Here is an 18,720-nt window from a genome sequence, read left to right as displayed (position 1 = left end):
CGAGATCTACACTCTCTCCGTCGTCGGCAGCGTCAGATGTGTATAAGAGACAGGACGTGGAACGTCCGTGGCGCCGTCGGTGGAGGTCGCGCTCAGCCGCCCCAGCCCCAGACGCTGGCGAACGAGATGACGGCGCGCGTGGTGTAGTCGGTGGTGGCGGCGAGGGCCGACAGGAGAGCAGCGAACATGTGGGGGCTCCTTCAGGTGGTGATGTTCCGGATGCGTGCGCCATGGAGGGGCTTGCTGCGGCAGCACAGAACAACAGAGGTTTCCCTCGGCGTTCAGGGTGACATCAGCGTGCAGGCATGCGGAAGCACGTCCGGTGGTAAGCGGCCGGATCTATACCAAGATTTTACGTTTGTGAGCGCAAACCCCCTGTGGATTCGGCGCCCCGCCACGCGTGTGGAAGAATCGGGGCTTCGTGCCCGTTCCGGGCAGCACCCCAGAAGCATCCACGAGGAGACCCCGATGAGCAAGCGCGCCCGCAAGCGTCGCTCGCGCAAGGGCAACGCCGCCAACCACGGCCGCAAGCCCAACGCCTGAGCCGCAGACGTCAAAGGCCCACCTCCCCCAAGGGAGGCGGGCCTTCGTCGTTCCCGGGCCGCACGAGGCCCGGACGGTTACTGGCCGCGCTCGACGGTGATGACCGTCATCGAGATGCGCGACATGATCGTCGTGCGCAGCGAGTCGGGCGCCTCCTCGCGACCGCACGAGCGCTTGATCAGCGCCTTGAGCGTCGTGTCGAGGTCGTACTCCTTGAGGCAGGGCCCGCACTCGTCGAGGTGGGCCTGGATCTTGGCGCAGTCCTCCGGCCCGAGCTCACCGTCGAGGTACTCGTAGACGCGCAGCAGGGCCTCCGAGCAGTCGGTGCGCCCGCTGTCCCCACCGGTGCTGTCGTGGTGACTCATGACCCGCTTCCTTCCGTGCCCGGGCGGCCCGTCGGGCCCGCCCCGCTCGTCGTGCCAGCGGCCCCGGCCTGGGCGAAGCCCCGACCGGCGGCGTACTCGGACAGCAGCTCGCGGAGCTGGCGCCGGCCGCGGTGCAGGCGGCTCATGACCGTGCCGATCGGGGTCTCCATGATCTCGGCGATCTCCTTGTAGGAGTAGCCCTCGACGTCGGCGAAGTAGACCGCGAGCCGGAACTCCTCGGGGATCTCCTGCAGGGCGCGCTTGACGTCGCTGTCGGGCAGGTGGTCGAGCGCCTCGGCCTCGGCCGACCGCAACCCGGACGACGAGTGCGACTCGGCGCGCGCCAGCTGGTAGTCCTCGATCTCGGCCGCGTCCGACTCCAGCGGCTGGCGCTGCTTCTTGCGGTAGCTGTTGATGTAGGTGTTGGTGAGGATGCGGTACATCCACGCCTTGAGGTTGGTGCCCGGGCGGTACTGGTGGAAGGCCGCGTACGCCTTGGCGAACGTCTCCTGCACGAGGTCCTCGGCGTCGCTCGGGTTGCGCGTCGTGCGCAACGCCGCGCTGTAGAGCTGGTCGAGCAGCGGCATCGCCTCGCGCTCGAACCGGGCGCGGCGCTGCTCGGGCGTCTCGGCCGAGACGTCGACGGACGCGTCGGCGCCGGCCTGCGCGTCCGCGTCGGCAACCTCGGGGTCGGGCTCCGCGAGACGCAGGGGAGCCGTCGGGTCGGTCTGCTTGTCCTTAGCCATCACGTCCCAGCCTAGTCGGGCCGGGCCGGCCGCCACGGCGGCTCCGGTGCGCCGGGCCTCGGAGGGAGAGCCGGACCGGCGCTCGGGGGCGACGCAGGGGCTGGGAACCATGCCACGTGCAACGGTCACACGCCGGGCAGCATTCCCGCGATCCGGGTCAGCTCCTCGGCGAGCCGGGTCCGTGAGCTGCGGGGGAAGCTGTGGGCGCCCGGGACCTCGACGAGCGTCGCGCCGGGCGGCAGGTGGGGACGCACCTCCTCGGGTGTGCCGAAGGTGTCGCGGAGGCCCTGGACCACCCAGGTCGGGTCGGGTGCGAGCGCCAGCTCGTCCGCGCGCAGCCGGTCCGGACGGCCCGGCAGGTGGAGCGGGAAGCTGAGCAGGAGCGCGGCGTCGGCCCCGAGGGCGGCCGCCGTCCGGCAGGCGACGCGGGCGCCCGCGCTGCGACCGCCGACGACGAGGGGACGCGGCAGGCGGGACCGTCCCGACAGCAGCGCCTCCACGACCGGCACCCAGGCCTCGTCGAGCGTCGGCGGCCGCCCGGCGACCTTGCGCCCGGCGACGAGCCACGGCTGTTCGACGAGCGCGACCGCCCGGCCCGAGGCCACGAGGGCCTCGCGGGCCACCGTCAGGTCCAGCGCCCCCAGACCCCCGCCGGCGCCGTGCCCGAGGACGACCGTCGAGCCGGCGCGCACCGGACGCCACACGTGGACCCGCGCGGGACCCTGCGGTGTCTCCACCTCGCGGACGGCGGGTCGCACCCCGTACCCTCGTCCGGGCTCTCGCGACGGCGGCGTCACGACCCGATCACCTCGCCGGTCATCGGGTCGACGACACCGACGAGCTCCTCCCTGGGCACGGGGTCGAGCAGGTGCGGGCCGTTGTTCGACGTGGCCCCGACAGCTCGGCCGACCGGGTAGGCCTCGAACCGGCCCGGGCTCGCGAACTCGAGCACGCCCTGGACGTAGGCGGGGTCCTTCTCGGCCGGGTCGAGCCAACGCGCCCACTGTTCCGGCTCGAGGACGAGGGGCTGCCGGTCGTGGATCCGGTCCATGCCCGGGTCGGCGGCGGTCGTGATGATGGTGAAGGTCGTCAGCCAGGCGTCCGGGTCGCCGTCGGGTCGCTGGCGGTCGCGCCAGAACTCGTACAGGCCGGCGAAGCCGACCGGCGCACCGTCGGCGCGGCGGATGAAGAAGGGCTGCTTGCGCGGCTTGCCCTTGGCGTCGAGGGCGGTCGGCGAGACCTGCCACTCGTACCAGCCGTCGGCCGGCACGACGCACCGCCGCGACAGGGCCGCCTTCGCGAAGGCCCCCTTGCCGAGGACCGACTCGGCCCGCGCGTTCGTCATCCGCTGGCCCATCGTGACGTCCTTGGCCCAGGCCGGTACGAGCCCCCACGTCAGCAGGCGCAGCTGACGCACCGCGGCCGTGTCGACCCCCGAGCCACCGCGAGCGACGCCGGTGGCGTCGGCGGGGTCCGCGGAACCGGCGGCATCGGCCGCGTCGGCGGCGCTGGGGACGCGAGGCGCCCGGCTCAGCACGACCGGCGCCTGCTTGGACGGCGCCATGTTCCAGTCCGGCTCGCCCGCGGGTGGGTTCTGGGGGTTCTTGAGGATGCTTCGGGCCGGCTCGGCGGTGTGGTCCTCGTCGACGTCGAAGGCCTCGACGAGCTCGTCGGGCCGGGCGCTGGCGGCGTACCTCCCACACATGGCGCCCAGCCTAGGTCCACCCGGTGTCGACGCCCGTGTCACGCCAGTGTCACGCCCGGGGTCGGTGGGCGCGGGGGCGTGCGACCGCGGGTATGTCGCTACCGTAGGTTCCCACTGGTCCACGATGGCCACGCCCGTCCCGCACGGCCGTGGCCGGAGGAGGAAGGTCATGATCGTCCGCCGTCTCGCTCGTCCCCTGCTCGCGTCCGTGTTCATCGCCGCGGGGGTCGATGCCCTGCGCAACCCGTCCGCGCGCACCGACAAGGCGGCGCACCTGCTCGGGAAGGTCCCGGACCAGGTGCCCGGCTCGGACAAGGTGGCGCGCGCCGCGAAGGACCCCGACCTCGTCGTCCGCGTCAACGGCGCGGCGCTCCTCGGCGGCGGCGTCCTGCTGGCCACGGGCCGGCTGCCGCGCATCGCGTCCACCGTGCTCGCCGCCTCGATCGTGCCGACGACGGCGATCGAGCACGCCTTCTGGGACGAGACCGACCCGGCCCGCAAGGCCGCGAGCCGCAGCCTCTTCCTCAAGAACGTCGGCCTCCTCGGCGGCCTGCTCCTCGCAGCCGCCGACACCGCAGGCCGTCCGGGCCTCGCGTGGCGCGCCCAGCACGCCACGAAGACCACGCGCCGTGAGGCACGCCACGCCAGGGCGACCGCCACGCGCGAGGCCCGCCTCCTCGCCCATCGAGCCCAGGACGTCGTGAGCTGACTTGAGTCCCGCTGATCCCCTCCCTGCCGATCCCCTGCCCACGGGCCCCCACCAGGCCGCGGGTCCCGCAGGTGCCGCGGCCGGTCCCGCCGGTGGCACCCTGACGGACACGCGGACGGGCACCCCGACCGACACGCCGACCGACACGCCGACCGACACACCGACGGACCCGGACTGGCCGGCGCCGACCGCCCCCGGGCCGCTGGACGCCACCGTGGTCCTGCCCGGCAGCAAGTCCCTGACCAACCGCTATCTCGTCCTCGCGGCCCTCGCGAGCGACCGGTCGCGCCTGCGGGCGCCGCTCCGCTCGCGTGACACGCTCCTCATGGCCGACGCGCTGCGCAGCCTCGGCGTCCGCATCGACGACGTGCCACCGGAGGGCGAGACCGCGCCCGGAGCCGTCGAGGACTGGCTCGTCACTCCCCCGGAGACGCTCCGGGGCGGCGGGCGCGTGGACTGCGGCCTCGCCGGGACCGTCATGCGGTTCCTGCCCGCGGTCGCCGTGCTCGCCGACGGCCCGGTGCTGCTCGACGGCGACCCGCAGGCGCGGGTCCGCCCGATGGGCCCGGTCATCGACGCGCTGCGCACGCTCGGCGCCGACATCGACGACGCCGAGGGGCACCTGCCGATCAGCGTCCACGGACGCGGCGGGCTGGCCGGCGGCAGCGTCACGATGGACGCGTCGATGTCCTCGCAGTTCATCTCGAGCCTCCTGCTCGCCGGCGCCCGCTACGACGACGGTGTCACGGTCCACCACGACGGCAAACCCGTCCCGAGCGAGCCGCACATCCTCATGACGGTCGAGACGCTCCGCGACGCGGGTGCCATCGTCGACGACAGCGAGCCGAACACGTGGCGCGTCGAGCCGTCGGAGATCAACGCCCTCGACGTGTCCGTCGAGCCGGACCTGTCCAACGCCGGGCCCTTCGTCGCGGCCGCGCTCGTCGCCGGCGGCACGGTCCGGGTACCGGGCTGGCCCCAGCACACGACGCAGGCCGGCGACATGCTCCGGGAGATCCTCGACGCCATGGGCGCCGACGTCCGCCTCGACCGCTGGGGCCTGACCGTCAGCGGTGGCGACGAGCTCGCGGGCATCGACATCGACCTGCACGACGCGGCCGAGCTGACCCCGACCGTGGCCGCCCTCGCGGCGCTGGCGTCCAGTCCGTCGTGGATCCGTGGCGTCGCCCACATCCGCGGGCACGAGACCGACCGGCTGGCCGCGCTGACGGCCGAGCTCGGCGGTCTGGGCAGCCGGGTCACCGAGACCGAGGACGGTCTGCGCATCGCGCCGGCGGCCTTGCACGGCGGGCGGTTCCGCACCTACCACGACCACCGGATGGCCACCGCGGGCGCGATCGTCGGCCTGCGCGTCCCCGGCGTCCAGGTCGAGGACATCGGCACGACCCGCAAGACGCTGCCGGACTTCGTCGGCCTGTGGCACGGCATGCTCGCCGGTGCGGCGCACGTGGTGCTGCCCCGATGAGCTGGCGGGACCTCGACGAGGGGGACGTCCGCGTCCGCCCCAGCCGCAAGGGCTCGAGGCCCCGCACCAAGGAGCGTCCGGCGCACGCCGACGCGGTCGTCGCGATGGTCATCGGCGTCGACCGCGGGCGGTACACGTGCCTCGTGCCCCAGGGCGCGCTCGGGCGCAAGGAGCCCGAACGCGTCGTCACGGCCATGAAGGCACGCGAGGTCGGCCGGACCCGGGTCGTCGTCGGCGACGACGTCGCGCTCGTCGGCGACCTCGCCGGCGGACCGGATGCCCTGGCCCGCATCGTGCGCATCGAGGACCGCCGGTCGGTGCTGCGACGCACGGCCGACGACACCGACCCCTACGAGCGGATCATCGTGGCCAACGCCGACCAGCTCGTCATCGTCACGGCGCTCGCCGACCCGGAGCCGCGGCCGCGGATGGTCGACCGCTGCCTCGTCGCGGCCTACGACGCCGACCTCGAGCCGCTGCTCGCGCTGACCAAGGCGGACCTCGTCGACCCCGCCCCCTTCCTGGCGACGTACGCGCCGCTCGAGGTCGAGCACGTCGTCACGGCCCGGACCCGCGACGGGTTCACCGGCCTCGAGGAGCTGCGCGACCGGCTGGCGGGCAGGGTCTCCGTGCTCGTGGGGCACTCCGGGGTCGGCAAGAGCACGCTCGTCAACGCCCTCGTGCCGACGGCGATGCGGGCCACCGGCGTCGTCAACGACACGACGGGACGTGGCCGGCACACCTCCACCAACGCCGTCGCGCTGCGCCTGCCCGACGACGACGGCTGGGTCATCGACACCCCGGGCGTGCGCTCGTTCGGGCTGGCCCACATCGACCCGGACCGCATCATCGACCACTTCCCCGACCTCGCCGAAGGCACCGCGGAGTGCCCCCGCGGCTGCACCCACGACGAGGACGAGTGCGCGCTGGACGCGTGGGTGGCCGGTGGGCACGCCGGTTCCGCCGGACCGTCGCGGCTCGCCTCCCTGCGCCGGCTCCTGTCGAGTCGCTCGACCGAGGAACGCTGAGGCACAGGGATGCCCGTTCTGCCGAGACGCCTCGGCACACGTCGCGGACGCCACCGCGCGACCGTTCCCACCGCGGTCGCCCGGCGCAGGCTAGGTTGACCCGGTGACCTCCTACGACGACGACCTCCGCCTGGCCCACGTGCTCGCCGACGCCGTCGAGCGCGTGACCCTGAGCCGTTTCCGCGCCGCCGACCTCGTCGTCGAGAGCAAGCCCGACCTCACGCCGGTCACCGACGCCGACCGGGCCGCCGAGGAGCTCGTCCGGTCCCAGCTCAAGCGCACCCGTCCGCGCGACGCCGTCCAGGGCGAGGAGTTCGAGACGACGGGCCACGGGCCACGGCGGTGGATCGTCGACCCCATCGACGGCACGAAGAACTTCGTCCGCGGCGTCCCGGTGTGGGCGACCCTCATCGCCCTCGTGGTCGACAACGTGCCGGTCCTCGGCGTCGTCTCCGCGCCGGCCCTCGGTCGGCGCTGGTGGGCCGCGGTCGGCAGCGGCGCCTGGACCGGCCGGTCGCTGTCGTCGGCCAAGCCGATCGCGGTGTCGCAGGTGGGACGCCTCGGGGACGCGTCGCTGTCGTACTCCTCGCTCTCCGGCTGGCGGGTACGAGGGCGGCGCGACGACTTCCTCGACCTCATGGACGACTGCTGGCGCACCCGCGCCTACGGGGACTTCTGGTCCTACATGCTCGTCGCCGAGGGTGCCGTCGACATCGCCGCGGAGCCCGAGCTCGAGGTGCACGACATGGCCGCGCTCGTCGCGATCGTCGAGGAGGCCGGCGGGCGGTTCACGGGGCTGGACGGCCGACCCGGCTGCTGGAGCGGCAACGCCGTGGCGACCAACGGCCTGCTCCACGACACGGTGCTCGAGCGCATCGGCATGCCGTCCGACCGCGAGACCGCGCGCGCGGCCTCGAACCCGGAGAACGCCTGAGCCATGGGGCTGCTCGTACGCGCGGCAGGCCCCGCCGACGTGCCCGCGCTCGCAGCGGTCGCGGCCGAGACCTTCGCCCTCGCCTGCCCGCCGGACATGACGCGCGACCGCGTCGAGGCCTTCGTCTCCGACGTGCTGTCCCCGGACCGGTTCGCCGAGTACGTCCTCGACCCGGCCCGCCACCTGCTCCTGGCCGAGGAGGACGGCACGGCCGTCGGCTACGCGATGCTCGTGGCCGGCGAGCCGTCCGACGACGACGTCCGCGCTGCGATCCGTCACCGGCCCGCCGTCGAGCTGAGCAAGATCTACGTGCTCCCCTCGTCGCACGGTCGCGGTACCGCCGCTCGTCTCATGGCCGAGGCGATCGGGTGGGCACGCTCCACCGGTGCGGCCGGCATCTGGCTCGGGGTGAACCAGCAGAACGAGCGCGCCCAGCGGTTCTACGCCAAGAGCGGCTTCGAGCGCGTCGGCACCAAGCGCTTCCTCGTGGGCGGCCGGTACGAGGACGACTACGTCCTCGAGCAGCCGCTGACCTGAGCGCGGTCAGCGACGGCGTGCTCCGGCCCGTCCGGCGGGGCCTGGTCAGCGAGGCACGTCGCGCACGACGGTGACCTCGCCGAGACCGAGGCCCCGGACGGCTTCCAGGTGCGCCTCGGCGTCGCCGACGAGGACGATCGTCCAGCCGGCGCCCGGCTCCTCGCCGGTGATCCCCGCCTCCTCGGCGAACCGGCGGAACGCCGCCTCGACGCGGGCGGCGTCGACCGTCGCCAGGTCGCGCAGGTTCTCGGTGGTGAAGGCCGTCGTGCGGCCGTCGAGCGCCATGCCGACGGCTTCGTCGGCGATGGTGTCGGCAGTGGCGTAACGACCCGGGGCGGTCTTGGAGATGTAGTCGACACCGGAGCGGATCTCCTTGTCGCTGAACCCCTTCCATCCGCCGCCCAGGATGTCGAGGAGCAGGCGCACGGCGTCCTCGGTCGAGTCGGACCGCACGGAGCCGGTGGTGAGGAAGAGCCCGCCGCGACGTCGGGGACGGAAGCTGGAGCGGATGCCGTAGGTGTAGCCCTTCTCCTCGCGGAGCACCGCGTCGACGCGCGCGTTCGGAGACCCGCCGAGGACGAACCCCAGCACCGGGTAGGGCGCCCAGCCGCCCTCGACCGACCGGTCGGGCCCGGGAGCCCCCACGACGAGCTCGGTCTGCACCGAACCCGGACGCGACACGAAGACGACGCGCGACCGGTCCGGGGCCAGCGTGCCCGCGGTGTCGAGGTGCCTGCCCCGTTCACGAGGCCCGTGCTGCCATCCGCCGAGGGCCGACTCGACGAGGGAGGGCACGTCGAGGCCCTCGAGGTCGCCGGCGACGACCATCGTCACACCGGCGGCGACGACGTGCTCGGCGTGGAACGCCACGACGTCGTCGCGCGTGATGGCCGCCACGGTCTCGCGGGTCCCGCCGGTGGGGCGGGAGGCGCGGTCGTCGGCGTCGTAGAACGTGCGGACGAACTCGAGGATGGCCCGGTGCGCGGCGACGGACCGCTCCTGCTCGATCTCGGCGAGCCGGGTGCGAACCTGGCGTGCCACCTCCGCGTGGGGGAACACCGGCTCGGTGAGGATCTGGCGCAGCAGGTCCAGGGCCGGCTCGAGGTTTCCCTTGACGACGTCGAGGTCGACCGACAGGCCGGCCTCGGACAGGCCGGCGCCGAACCCCACGCCCTTGCGCTCGAGCAGCCGGGCGAACTCGTCGGCGCTGTGGTGCTCGGTGCCCTCGTCGAGGGTGCGGGCCATGATCGTCGCGACGCCCTCGCGGTCCCGCGGCTCGTCCCGCAGTGATACGGGCAGGCCGAGGCGCAGCGACAGGACGTACTGGCCGGGCACGTCGTAGGTGACCAGGTGCAGGCCGTTGGGCAGGTCGTGGGTCACGGGCTCCGGGAAGGCCCAGGGCTGCGGGGCGGCGACGGGGGGTCGAGCGACGGTGGTGTCGGACGTGGGCGTGCTCATGCCGCCTCCTCCCCCTCGCCGCCTGCGGTGGCTCCCGGCTCGGCGAGGTAGCGCACGACCGCGCGAGCCTCGGGCGCGAGCCACGCGGCCGTCACGGCGCGGACCTCGTCGGGGGTCACGGCGCGGACCTGGTCGACGAACGCGTTGACGTAGCCGGCGTCACCGGTCAGCAGGGCGTGGTGGCTGATGTGGTCGGCCCGCTCCTCGATGCTGGCGAGGGCGCTGAGCCACGAGCGCTCCGTGTCGGCGACGACCGACTCCATCTCCTCGGCGTCCGGCCCCTGCTCGGCGAGGGCCGACAGCTCCTCGCAGAGCACCTCCTCGACCCGCTCGACGTCGGCGCCCTCCGCGACGTCGACGGTGAAGGCGCCCAGACCGACGCCGTCGACGAGGCCCATCGTCCAGCCCCCGACCGCGACGGCCGTCTCGTCGCGGCGCACGAGGCGCCGGATGAGGCGCGAGCTGGCCAGGCCGCCGAGCACGTCGACGGCGACCTGGCAGGCGTGGTACTCGGGCGTCGTGTCGACGGGCAGCCGGAACGCCACGTAGAGCCGGTCGTTCGGCACGTCACCGACGCGGTCGAGGCGCACCGGCGCCTCCAGCGGCGGCAGCTGCGGCCGTCTTGGCTGCTCGTGCAGCTCGATGGCCGGCAGGTGGCCGAAGTACCTCTCGGCGGCAGCGAACCCGTCCTCGGGGGTGAGGTCCCCGACGAGCGTGAGGACGGTGTTGTTGGGGCCGTAGTGGGCCCGGAAGAAGGCGTGGACGTCCTCCACCGTCGCCGCGTCGAGGTCCTCCATGGAGCCGATCGTCGGGTGGTGGTAGGGGTGGTCCTCCGGGAAGGCCGTCGCGTAGATGTCGATGAGGGCCGTGCCGTACGGGACGTTGTCGTACCGCTGGCGCTTCTCCTCCTTGACGACGTCGCGCTGGTTGTCGAGGTTCTCCTGGTTGACCGCGTCGAGCAGGTAGCCGTGCCGGTCCGCCTCGAGCCACAGGGCGAGCTCGAGGGCGCCGGTCGGGACGGTCTCGAAGTAGTTCGTGCGGTCGAACCACGTCGTCGCGTTGAGGCGGGCGCCCTCGTCCATGAGCGCCGAGAAGTGCTCTCCCGAGGCCACGTTGCGGCTGCCCTGGAACATGAGGTGCTCGAACAGGTGCGCGAACCCGGTGCGCCCGGGCGCCTCGTGGCGGGAGCCGACGCCGACCCAGAGGTTGACGGCGACGTTGGGCACGGCGTGGTCCTCGCTGACGATGACGCGCAGACCGTTGGGCAGCGTGCGCTCCGCGAGGGGATAGGAGATCGACGTCACGCGCTCGACCCTATGCGACGAGGGCGAGAGTTCGCGGGCGCCCTCGGGACCTCGCGCGACGCCACACCCTTAGCAAACTGTGGGTTATGGTTGTGACGAATAGCATCACTTGACGCTATGGTTGGTCCATGACCGCCAGCACCACTCCGGACCCCGACCTGCTCGCGACCATCCGCGCCTCCGTCATCGGCGACGACCAGGTCATGGTCGGCCCGTACGGCCCGCGCCGCGTCACCTACGCCGACTACACGGCGTCGGGGCGGGCGCTGGGCTTCATCGAGGACTTCGTCCGCGACGAGGTCCTGCCTCGCTACGCGAACACGCACACCGAGAGCTCGGGCACCGGCCTCCAGACGACGCGGCTGCGGGAGGACGCCCGTCGGACCATCCGCGACGCCGTGGGCGGCGACGACGAGACCGTCGTCGTCTTCGCCGGCTCCGGCTGCACCGGCGCCATCGACAAGCTGGTCGGCATCCTCGGCCTCCGTGTCCCGTCCGGCTTCGAGGACCGTTGGCACGCCAGCGAGCTCGTGCCCTCCGACCAGCGCCCGGTCGTCTTCATCGGCCCCTACGAGCACCACTCGAACGAGGTCATGTGGCGCGAGTGCGTCGCCGACGTCGTCGTCATCCCCCAGGACCTGGACGGCCATGTCGACCTCGTGGTGCTGCGGGACCGGCTCCAGGAGCATGCCGACCGGCCGTTGCGCATCGGCTCCTTCTCCGCCGCGAGCAACGTCACCGGCATCGTCACCGACACCGACGCGATCTCGACGCTCCTGCACGAGCACGGCGCCCTCGCCTTCTGGGACTTCGCCGCCGCGGGACCGTACGTCGACATCGAGATGTACGGGCGCGGGGGACGGGGCGTCGCGAGCGACCTGGCCCGCAAGGACGCCGTGTTCCTCAGCCCGCACAAGTTCATCGGCGGTCCGGCCACGCCGGGCGTCCTCGTCGTCCGGCGTGAGCTGCTCACCAACCGGGTACCCGACGTCCCGGGCGGCGGCACCGTCGCCTACGTCAACCCGGCGGCCCACGACTACCTCACCGACCCCGCCCACCGGGAGGAGGGCGGGACGCCCGCCATCGTCGAGTCGATCCGCGCCGGGCTCGTGTTCGCACTCAAGGAAGCGGTCGGCGTCGCGACGATCCGAGCCCGCGAGGACGCCTTCCTGCGCCGCGCCGCCGAGGCCTGGACCCAGGAGCCGGCCATCGAGATCCTCGGCAACCTCGACGCCGAGCGCCTGTCCATCGTCTCGTTCGTCGTGCGCTCCCCCGACGGCCCGTACCTGCACCACAACTTCGTCGTCGCCGTCCTCAACGACCTCTTCGGGATCCAGTCGCGTGGCGGGTGCTCGTGCGCGGGGCCCTACGGCCACCACCTGCTCGGCATCGACCTCGAGCGCTCGCACGAGTTCGAGCGCGAGATCGGCCGCGGCTGCGAGGGCATCAAGCCCGGATGGGTGCGCATCAACTTCAACTACTTCATCTCCGACGCCGTGGCCGACTACGTCATCGAGGCCGTCCGGCTCGTGGCCAGGGACGGCTGGCGCCTCCTCGGTGACTACTCCTTCGAGCCGGCGACGGGTCTGTGGCGACACCGCAACGGGCCCGTCGAGCCACCGCTGCGACTGCGCGACGTCCGCTTCGGCGCCGACGGCCTGCACTACCCGCGCCACACCGACCGGCTGGGCGAGGAGGCGCTGGAGCAGCACCTCGCCGATGCCCGGCAGGTCCTCGCCGAGGCCGAGCCCGTGCGGTGCGGCCCGGGCAAAGTCGACGTGGACTTCGACCACCTGCGCTGGTTCGAGCTGCCAGCCACGAGCCTGACCTGAACCTCGGGATCCGGTCCGCCGCGCCTGCGTGGCGGACCGGGGTCAGAGCGGGTCAGCGCGCCTCGTCTCGTGCGGCGGCCTGCAGCGCCGCCTCGCGAGCGGCTCGTTCACGCCGCAGACGCTCCTTGGGGTCGTTGCGCTCCCCCAGCTGGGCCGGGCCGAAGAGGCTGAGGCCGAGCATCCTCAGGTTGTAGCCGAGGCGGTAGGCGAGCGACAGACGCCCGGAGCGGGGGGTTCGGGCCATGAGGACCACCTCGTGAAATCGTTCGTGCACTGATGATTAGTACACATACTATCCTGAGATCGAGGACCGAAGGACAGGAGACATCGGCGTGACCGCACCGGACCACGACCAGCCCACCGTGCCAACCGTGCCCACCGTGCCCACCGTCGGCGCCGGTGCGTCCCACTCCCCCGACGACCTCCTGCGGCTCGACCAGCAGGTCTGCTTCGCCCTGGCGGTGGCCGCCCGCAACGTCATCGGGCTCTACCGCCCGATCCTCGAACCCCTGGGACTGACCCATCCGCAGTACCTCGTCATGCTCGCCCTTTGGGAACGGGCGCCCCTGACGGTCAAGGAGATCGGCGACCTCCTCAGCCTCGAGCCGGCCACGGTCTCACCGCTCGTCCGACGCCTCGAGGGGGCCGGGCTCGTGCGCCGCGACCCGCACCCCACGGACGACCGCGCCCTCCACGTCGGGCTGACGGAGCAGGGTCGCGAGCTTCGCCGGAAGGCCCTCGGCGTCCCGCCGCAGGTCATCGCGCGGCTCGGCATGGAGGTGTCCCAGCTCCAGGACCTGCACCGCGAGCTGAGCTCCGTCATCGCCGCCACCCGGACGGTGAAGGCCTGAGCCCGTCTCAGCGGACGACGGGCCCTCAACCACCGGAGGCCGGGGCGTGCAGGGGATGCGGCTTCAGCGGTTCGTTCGCCGGTCCCTGCAGCACCCTGCCGTCGACGGCGAACCGCGAACCGTGACAGGGACATTCCCAGGCCGTCTCCGCGTCGTTGAAGTGCACCAGGCAGCCGAGGTGGGTGCACGTGGCGGAGACCGCGGTCAGCAGGCCGTCGGCGTCGCGGTAGACGGCGCACCTCGTGCCGTCGATGCGGGTCACCGCGCCCTGGCCGAGCGGGATCTCGTCGACGGAGTCCACGTGGGAGGTGAGCCGGTCGCCGACGAAGTGGCGGGCGACCTTGGCCTGCAGCTTCACGGCTGGTCCCAGCTCGGTGAGCGGGTGCAGGCGACGGGGGTCGTACAGCGAGGCCCACGGGTTGTCGCGCTCGCAGACCAGGTCGGTGAGCAGCCGGCCGGCCAGGACGCCGCTGGCCATGCCCCACCCGCCGAAGCCCGTTGCGACCCAGGTGTTCTGCGCGCCCAGGTGGAACGGCCCGATGTAGGGCACCCTGTCCAGCGAGGTGGCGTCCTGGGCTGCCCAGCGGTAGACGACGTCGGCGGTGGGGAACTGTCCCCGGGTCCAGTCGAGGAGCTCCCGCCACAGGCGGGTGACGTCGCCGTCCCCCGGTGTGAAGTGTTCGCCGGTGACGATGAGCAGCCGCCGACCGTCGTGCCAGGGGGCGCTGCGCAGCGACCGCGTGTTCTGCTCGGAGGTGATGAACAGACCCTCGGGGACCACGTCGGGCTCCACGGCGGCGGCCACGACCAGCTCACGCCGGACGGAGAGCCGGGAGAACAGCAGGGCGCGGTCGAAGACCGGGTAGTTGGTCGCCACGACCACGTGGCGAGCCGTGACGGTGGCGCCCTGCTCGGTCACGACCCGGCACGGGGAGCCCTCGGTGAGCTCGACGACCCGCGACCGCTCGTGGACCTGCGCTCCCCGGGCGACCATGTCCTCGACGAGGCCGAGCAGGTACTTGCGGGGGTGGAACTGCGCCTGCCCGTCGACGCGCACGGCGCCGGCCACGGTGAAGGGCAGAGGTGTGTCGGTGGTGAAGGTGGCCGGCAGCCCGGCCCGACCGGCCGCGTCCGCCTCGGCCCTCAGCGCGTCCACCTGGGCCGGGTCCTCGACGTAGACGTAGGCGGGGCAGCGCTCTAGCTCGCACGCGATGCCCAGCTCGGCCGCGACCTGCGCCACGTGCTCGATCGCCTCTTGCTGCGACGCGGCGTAGCGAGCCGCGGCCTCGTCGCCGAGGTGCATGGTCAGGTGGTCGTAGATGAGGGTGTGCTGGGCCGAGAGCTTGGCCGTCGTGTACCCGGTGACGCCGGCCGCGACCCGGTCGGCGTCCAGCAGCGCCACCGTGAGCCCCGCGCGGGTCAGCTCCCAGGCCGTGCTGATGCCCGCCACGCCGGCCCCCACCACGACGACGTCGACCGTGACGTCCTCGGTCAGCACGGGGTACGGCGTGCCGGGCGGCACGGTGGCGATCCAGTGCGACTCCTGGTTTCCCGGTAGCACGTCAGGTCCTCTCGACTCAGGGCAGGTGTCGGGGCGGCCCAGGCCCGGGCGTGCCCCACGGCGAGCCGTGGCCGGAGGCACCGGGGGCTCGTGCTGGTACGTACCCCTTCACCGGGCTCGGGGCGACCGCCGGCAGCACCGACCCCGGAACGACGAAAACCCCCGAACCCGAGGGTTCGAGGGTTTCCGGTGCCCTCCTGCCAGGAGGGCCTGTGTAGCGGGGGCAGGATTTGAACCTGCGACCTCCGGGTTATGAGCCCGGCGAGCTACCGAGCTGCTCCACCCCGCGTCGGTATGTCTCAACCCTAGACGACGCCCCCGGGAAAGACCAAATCGGCCCTGTCGACCCGGGTGTGCACAGCCTCCACGACTGCCCGCAGCGGTGTCGTCGCCGGGGTGACGACTGGGGCGGCAGCCGAATCAGCCACTGCCCCAGTCGTTTTCGATCACGACGCCGACGGGCGTCGACGCGTCCGCTCAGGGACGCGTCGTCGCCGTGCCCTGTGGCGACGCGGCCACGGCGCGCTCGAGGGCCTGCTTGAGGCGGGCCTGGGCCTGACCGTACGCGGCGAAGTCGCCACGCTTGAGCGCCGCCTCGCCCTCGGCGTAGGCCGCCTCGGCGTCCTTGAGGGCCTGGGCGAGAGCTGCCGCGTTCGGGGTGCCCGGCGGGGCCGGCCGTGTCGTCGTCGGGCTCGGCGTGGAGGTGCTCGTGCCCGTCGGGGTCGGGGTGCCTCCGGTGCCACCGGGGCCACCGGCCCCCGGCGTCGAGGGCGTGCCGGTCCCCGTGTCCCCGGCCGAGGCCCCGGACTCGCCGCCGAAGAGGTCGTTGAGCGCCGCGTCGAGCGAGCCCGCCCACGCGATCTTGCCGCCGAACGCCACGGCGACCGCGTTGAGCTTCGGGAAGGATCCGCTTCCGCTCGCCCGGGCCGCCTGCACGTAGATCGGCTGGACGTAGAGCAGGCCGCCGCCCACGGGCAGGGTCAGCTGGTTGCCGAAGATGACGTTGGCGCCGTTGCTGCTCGTCGTCGAGATGAACTGGGCGAGGGTCAGCTGCCGACCGAGCGACGCGTCGTTCGACGTCGTGCTCGACGTTCGCATGTCGTTGTAGACCTGGCCCGGACCGCTGACGTTGCCACCGCCCATCTCGAGCAGCCGCATCGTGCCGTAGTTCTGCGAGCGTCTGCCGTCCTGGTTGCCGGCGTCGCCGTCGACGGCGAGGAAGCCGGACAGGACGTTGCGGTCACCCGTCGGCATGAACGTCGAGGTCAACGAGAAGGCCGGCGAGCTCTGGCCCGGCATCGCGAGCGAGAGGTAGTACGGCGGCTGGATGAGGTCCCCGCCGGACTGCGTCGGGTCGTCCGGCACCCGCCAGAAGTTCTGGCCGCCGTAGAAGGAGTTGGCGTCCTTGTCGTGGTACCTCTGCAGCAGCTGGCGCTGGACCTTGAAGAGGTCCTCCGGGTAGCGCAGGTGCTCCATGAGCGAGCCCTTGATGTCCGACATCGGCTTGACGACACCGGGGAAGATCGACATCCAGGCCTTGAGCACCGGGTCCTGGTCGTCCCACTGGTAGAGCGTCACGGAGCCGTCGTACGCGTCGACGGTGGCCTTGACCGAGTTGCGGACGTAGTTGACCTGGCCGCCCTGCACGGCGCGGACCGCGGTGCGCGTGCTGGTGACGGCGTCCTCGGTGGCCGTGTCGAGCGTCGTCATCTCCGAGTACGGGTAGTTCGCCGAGGTGGTGTAGCCGTCGAGGATCCACAGGACGCGGCCGTCGACGACCGCGGGGTAGGCGTTGCCGTCGAGGGTCAGCCACGGCGCGACCCGCTGCACCCGCTCCCGCGGCGTCCGGTAGTCGAGGATGCGCGAGTCGTTGGTCACGGCGTCGGACAGGAGGAAGTTGATCTCCCGGTACTTGACGGCGTACGCGAGGCGGCGGAGCGCGTCGAGCTGGACGCCGCCCGTGCCCTGGTAGGCGTAGGTGATCTGGCCGGTGCCCTTGGGGTCCGGGTAGTCGAACTCCTTCTTGCCGCCGCCGACGATCGAGTAGTCGGGCGAGTACTCGCCGAAGTAGATGCGCGGCTCGTACTTGCCGAGCGCGCCCTCGGTGCCGATCTGCGACTCGAAGAAGGTCGGCTCGCCGTCCGAGTCGCGGGTGTTGCCCTTCGCCGCGACGACGCCGTAGCCGTGGGTGTACACGGTGTGGTCGTTGAGCCAGTTCCGCTGCAGGTCGGGCACGCCGTTGAGGTCCAGCTCTCGGGCCGCGATGACGGTGTCCTGCAGCTTGTCGTCGAGCCGGTAGCGGTCCACGTCGAGGACGTCGGCGAACTGGTAGTAGCCCTTGCTCGCCTCGAGCTGTTTGAAGGTCGGGCTGACGATGTTCGGGTCGATGAGGCGGATGCCGGGAACCGTCGCGGCGTCACCGCGCAGCTGGCCGGGGGCTGCGACCGTCTTCGTGTCGTACGCCTCGACCTTGATCTTGTCGAAGCCGTACGCGGCCTGGGTGGCGTCGATGTTGCGCTGGATGTACGGCACCTCGAGCGACTTCTCCGAGGGGCGCACCTTGAGCGACTGGATGAGCGCCGGGTAGATGCCGCCGACGGCGACGACGATGACGGCGAGCACGGCGACGCCGACAAGGGGCAGGCGCCAGGACCGGGTCCAGATGACCGTGAGGAACATCAGGGCGCACATGACGGCCGCGAGCGCGAGGATGCCCTTGGTCGGGATGTCGGCGTGCGCCTGGGTGTACTGGATGCCGGTGATCTTCGTCGACTGCGCCGTCGCGAGGTTGTACCGGTCGACCCAGAACGCGACGCCGCGCACGAGGACGAGGACCGCGGTGATGACGGACAGGTGGACGCGGGCCGCCTGCGTCGAGCGCATCTTCTGGCTCGCGACGATGCCCCCGTAGAGGTAGTGCGTGAAGGCCGCGGTGATGAAGCCGATGACGAGGATCATCGTCAGGAAGGCGATGACGAAGTTGATCCACGGCAGGTCGAAGACGAAGAAGCCGACGTCGAGGTGGAACTCGGGGTCCTGGCTGCCGAAGGGGGTTCCGTTGCGCCACAGGAGGAAGGTGTCCCACTGCGTCGCTGCCGACAGACCGGCGAACAGGCCGATGGCGAGCGGCGCGGCGACCGTGGCGGTGCGGCGCATCGGCTCGACGAGCTGCCGGTAGTGCTCCATGGCCTGCGTGTCGGGTGACGGCGCGTAGATGGGTCGGGTTCGGAAGGCGATGTGGATGCTCGACCACACGACCGCGGCCGTGAGCAGGCCGCCGACGACGCCGAGGACGGTCTTGGTGACGAGCTGGGTCGTGAAGACCGAGGAGAAGGAGACCGACTGGTACCAGAGCACCTCGGTCCAGAACTGGGCCGCGATGGCCAGGACGACGACGAGGGCGCCCGCGACGACGAGCGCCGTGACCAGGGGGCGCCGCGCGGGCGGCAGTGTCGCGCCGTCCGGGCGCCGCGGTGGGCCGGCGTCGTCGTCGTCGAAGTTGCGCGGAGGGGGACCGAAGTTGCTGTCGCTCACGTGGAGTTGCCTCGGGTGCTGGGGCGGGCGGGGGGTCCGGCGGGTTCGGCTCCGCCGACGGGGCGGGCGGTGCCGCCAGCCAAACCATAACCCGCGGACCGGTGCGGTCCGCCGGGCCGATACCGCA

At 72.4% G+C, this 18,720-nt stretch carries 17 protein-coding genes and 1 tRNA gene; 8 read left to right on the top strand and 10 right to left on the bottom strand.

From position 1 onward, the window contains the following. Positions 1 to 468 precede the first annotated feature (468 nt). The gene (locus ACPYOM_RS06680; protein ID WP_369791897.1) at positions 469 to 543 is read left to right on the top strand and encodes a 50S ribosomal protein bL37; all 75 of its coding nucleotides are present in this window, start codon (positions 469 to 471) and stop codon (positions 541 to 543) included. Positions 544 to 620: 77 nt separating this feature from the next. On the opposite strand, the gene rsrA is transcribed toward ACPYOM_RS06680, so the two are convergent. From rsrA to ACPYOM_RS06660, 4 genes are all read right to left on the bottom strand, one after another. After that, positions 621 to 908, bottom strand: a complete 288-nt coding sequence (gene rsrA / locus ACPYOM_RS06675) for a mycothiol system anti-sigma-R factor (protein ID WP_481339705.1) — start codon at positions 906 to 908, stop codon at positions 621 to 623. Next, positions 905 to 1,654, bottom strand: coding sequence for a sigma-70 family RNA polymerase sigma factor (locus ACPYOM_RS06670; RefSeq protein ID WP_481345371.1), 750 nt, complete (start codon positions 1,652 to 1,654; stop codon positions 905 to 907). The genes rsrA and ACPYOM_RS06670 overlap by 4 nt, the downstream gene beginning before the upstream one ends. 125 nt (positions 1,655 to 1,779) lie before the next feature. Beyond that, positions 1,780 to 2,412: an alpha/beta hydrolase family protein gene (locus ACPYOM_RS06665; protein WP_481339701.1), complete on the bottom strand. Its 633-nt coding sequence runs from the start codon at positions 2,410 to 2,412 to the stop codon at positions 1,780 to 1,782. A 35-nt stretch (positions 2,413 to 2,447) separates the two neighbouring features. Then, entirely contained in the window at positions 2,448 to 3,359 is a 912-nt protein-coding gene (locus ACPYOM_RS06660) for an SOS response-associated peptidase (protein WP_481345370.1), read from the bottom strand. A 169-nt stretch (positions 3,360 to 3,528) separates the two neighbouring features. On the opposite strand from ACPYOM_RS06660, the gene ACPYOM_RS06655 reads away from it, so the two are divergent. The 5 genes from ACPYOM_RS06655 (at position 3,529) to ACPYOM_RS06635 (ending at position 8,053) form a co-directional block, all read left to right on the top strand. Beyond that, complete coding sequence (locus ACPYOM_RS06655) at positions 3,529 to 4,068, top strand: DoxX family protein (RefSeq protein ID WP_481339697.1); 540 nt, start codon at positions 3,529 to 3,531, stop codon at positions 4,066 to 4,068. Between the two features lie 100 nt (positions 4,069 to 4,168). Continuing rightward, positions 4,169 to 5,554, top strand: a complete 1,386-nt coding sequence (gene aroA, locus ACPYOM_RS06650) for a 3-phosphoshikimate 1-carboxyvinyltransferase (protein WP_481345373.1) — start codon at positions 4,169 to 4,171, stop codon at positions 5,552 to 5,554. Continuing rightward, positions 5,551 to 6,582, top strand: a complete 1,032-nt coding sequence (gene rsgA, locus ACPYOM_RS06645) for a ribosome small subunit-dependent GTPase A (protein WP_481339692.1) — start codon at positions 5,551 to 5,553, stop codon at positions 6,580 to 6,582. Before aroA ends, rsgA begins: the two co-directional genes overlap by 4 nt. 103 nt (positions 6,583 to 6,685) lie before the next feature. Continuing rightward, positions 6,686 to 7,516, top strand: coding sequence for a histidinol-phosphatase (hisN, locus tag ACPYOM_RS06640; protein ID WP_481339690.1), 831 nt, complete (start codon positions 6,686 to 6,688; stop codon positions 7,514 to 7,516). Between the two features lie 3 nt (positions 7,517 to 7,519). Next, positions 7,520 to 8,053 (top strand): N-acetyltransferase family protein, encoded by a 534-nt coding sequence (locus tag ACPYOM_RS06635; RefSeq protein ID WP_481345369.1) that lies wholly within the window; start codon positions 7,520 to 7,522, stop codon positions 8,051 to 8,053. 45 nt (positions 8,054 to 8,098) lie between these two features. Here the strand turns inward: ACPYOM_RS06635 and ACPYOM_RS06630 are convergent, their stop codons facing one another. Then, the gene (locus tag ACPYOM_RS06630; RefSeq protein WP_481345368.1) at positions 8,099 to 9,511 is read right to left on the bottom strand and encodes a M16 family metallopeptidase; all 1,413 of its coding nucleotides are present in this window, start codon (positions 9,509 to 9,511) and stop codon (positions 8,099 to 8,101) included. Next, the gene (locus ACPYOM_RS06625) at positions 9,508 to 10,815 is read right to left on the bottom strand and encodes a M16 family metallopeptidase (protein ID WP_481345367.1); all 1,308 of its coding nucleotides are present in this window, start codon (positions 10,813 to 10,815) and stop codon (positions 9,508 to 9,510) included. The genes ACPYOM_RS06630 and ACPYOM_RS06625 overlap by 4 nt, the downstream gene beginning before the upstream one ends. A gap of 128 nt (positions 10,816 to 10,943) precedes the next feature. On the opposite strand from ACPYOM_RS06625, the gene ACPYOM_RS06620 reads away from it, so the two are divergent. After that, positions 10,944 to 12,647 carry an aminotransferase class V-fold PLP-dependent enzyme gene (locus ACPYOM_RS06620; RefSeq protein ID WP_481345366.1) on the top strand — a complete coding sequence of 568 codons (1,704 nt, stop codon included), beginning with the start codon at positions 10,944 to 10,946 and terminating at the stop codon, positions 12,645 to 12,647. A gap of 52 nt (positions 12,648 to 12,699) precedes the next feature. Here the strand turns inward: ACPYOM_RS06620 and ACPYOM_RS06615 are convergent, their stop codons facing one another. After that, a complete protein-coding gene (locus tag ACPYOM_RS06615) occupies positions 12,700 to 12,891 on the bottom strand; it encodes a hypothetical protein (protein WP_481339678.1) in 192 nt (63 codons plus the stop codon). A gap of 118 nt (positions 12,892 to 13,009) precedes the next feature. Between ACPYOM_RS06615 and ACPYOM_RS06610 the strand changes: the two genes are divergently transcribed. Then, positions 13,010 to 13,498: a MarR family winged helix-turn-helix transcriptional regulator gene (locus ACPYOM_RS06610; protein ID WP_481339808.1), complete on the top strand. Its 489-nt coding sequence runs from the start codon at positions 13,010 to 13,012 to the stop codon at positions 13,496 to 13,498. Between the two features lie 25 nt (positions 13,499 to 13,523). On the opposite strand, the gene ACPYOM_RS06605 is transcribed toward ACPYOM_RS06610, so the two are convergent. From ACPYOM_RS06605 to ACPYOM_RS06595, 3 genes are all read right to left on the bottom strand, one after another. After that, positions 13,524 to 15,059, bottom strand: a complete 1,536-nt coding sequence (locus ACPYOM_RS06605) for an FAD-dependent oxidoreductase (protein WP_481345365.1) — start codon at positions 15,057 to 15,059, stop codon at positions 13,524 to 13,526. A gap of 215 nt (positions 15,060 to 15,274) precedes the next feature. Beyond that, positions 15,275 to 15,348 (bottom strand) — tRNA-Met (locus ACPYOM_RS06600). A 188-nt stretch (positions 15,349 to 15,536) separates the two neighbouring features. Beyond that, entirely contained in the window at positions 15,537 to 18,593 is a 3,057-nt protein-coding gene (locus ACPYOM_RS06595) for a UPF0182 family membrane protein (RefSeq protein WP_481345364.1), read from the bottom strand. Positions 18,594 to 18,720: the final 127 nt, after the last annotated feature.

It is taken from the genome of Monashia sp. HAY1-2A (genome assembly GCF_056755315.1).
The sequence above is the reverse complement of the archived record's forward strand: the minus strand, read 5'-3'. Positions and strand labels throughout refer to the sequence as shown.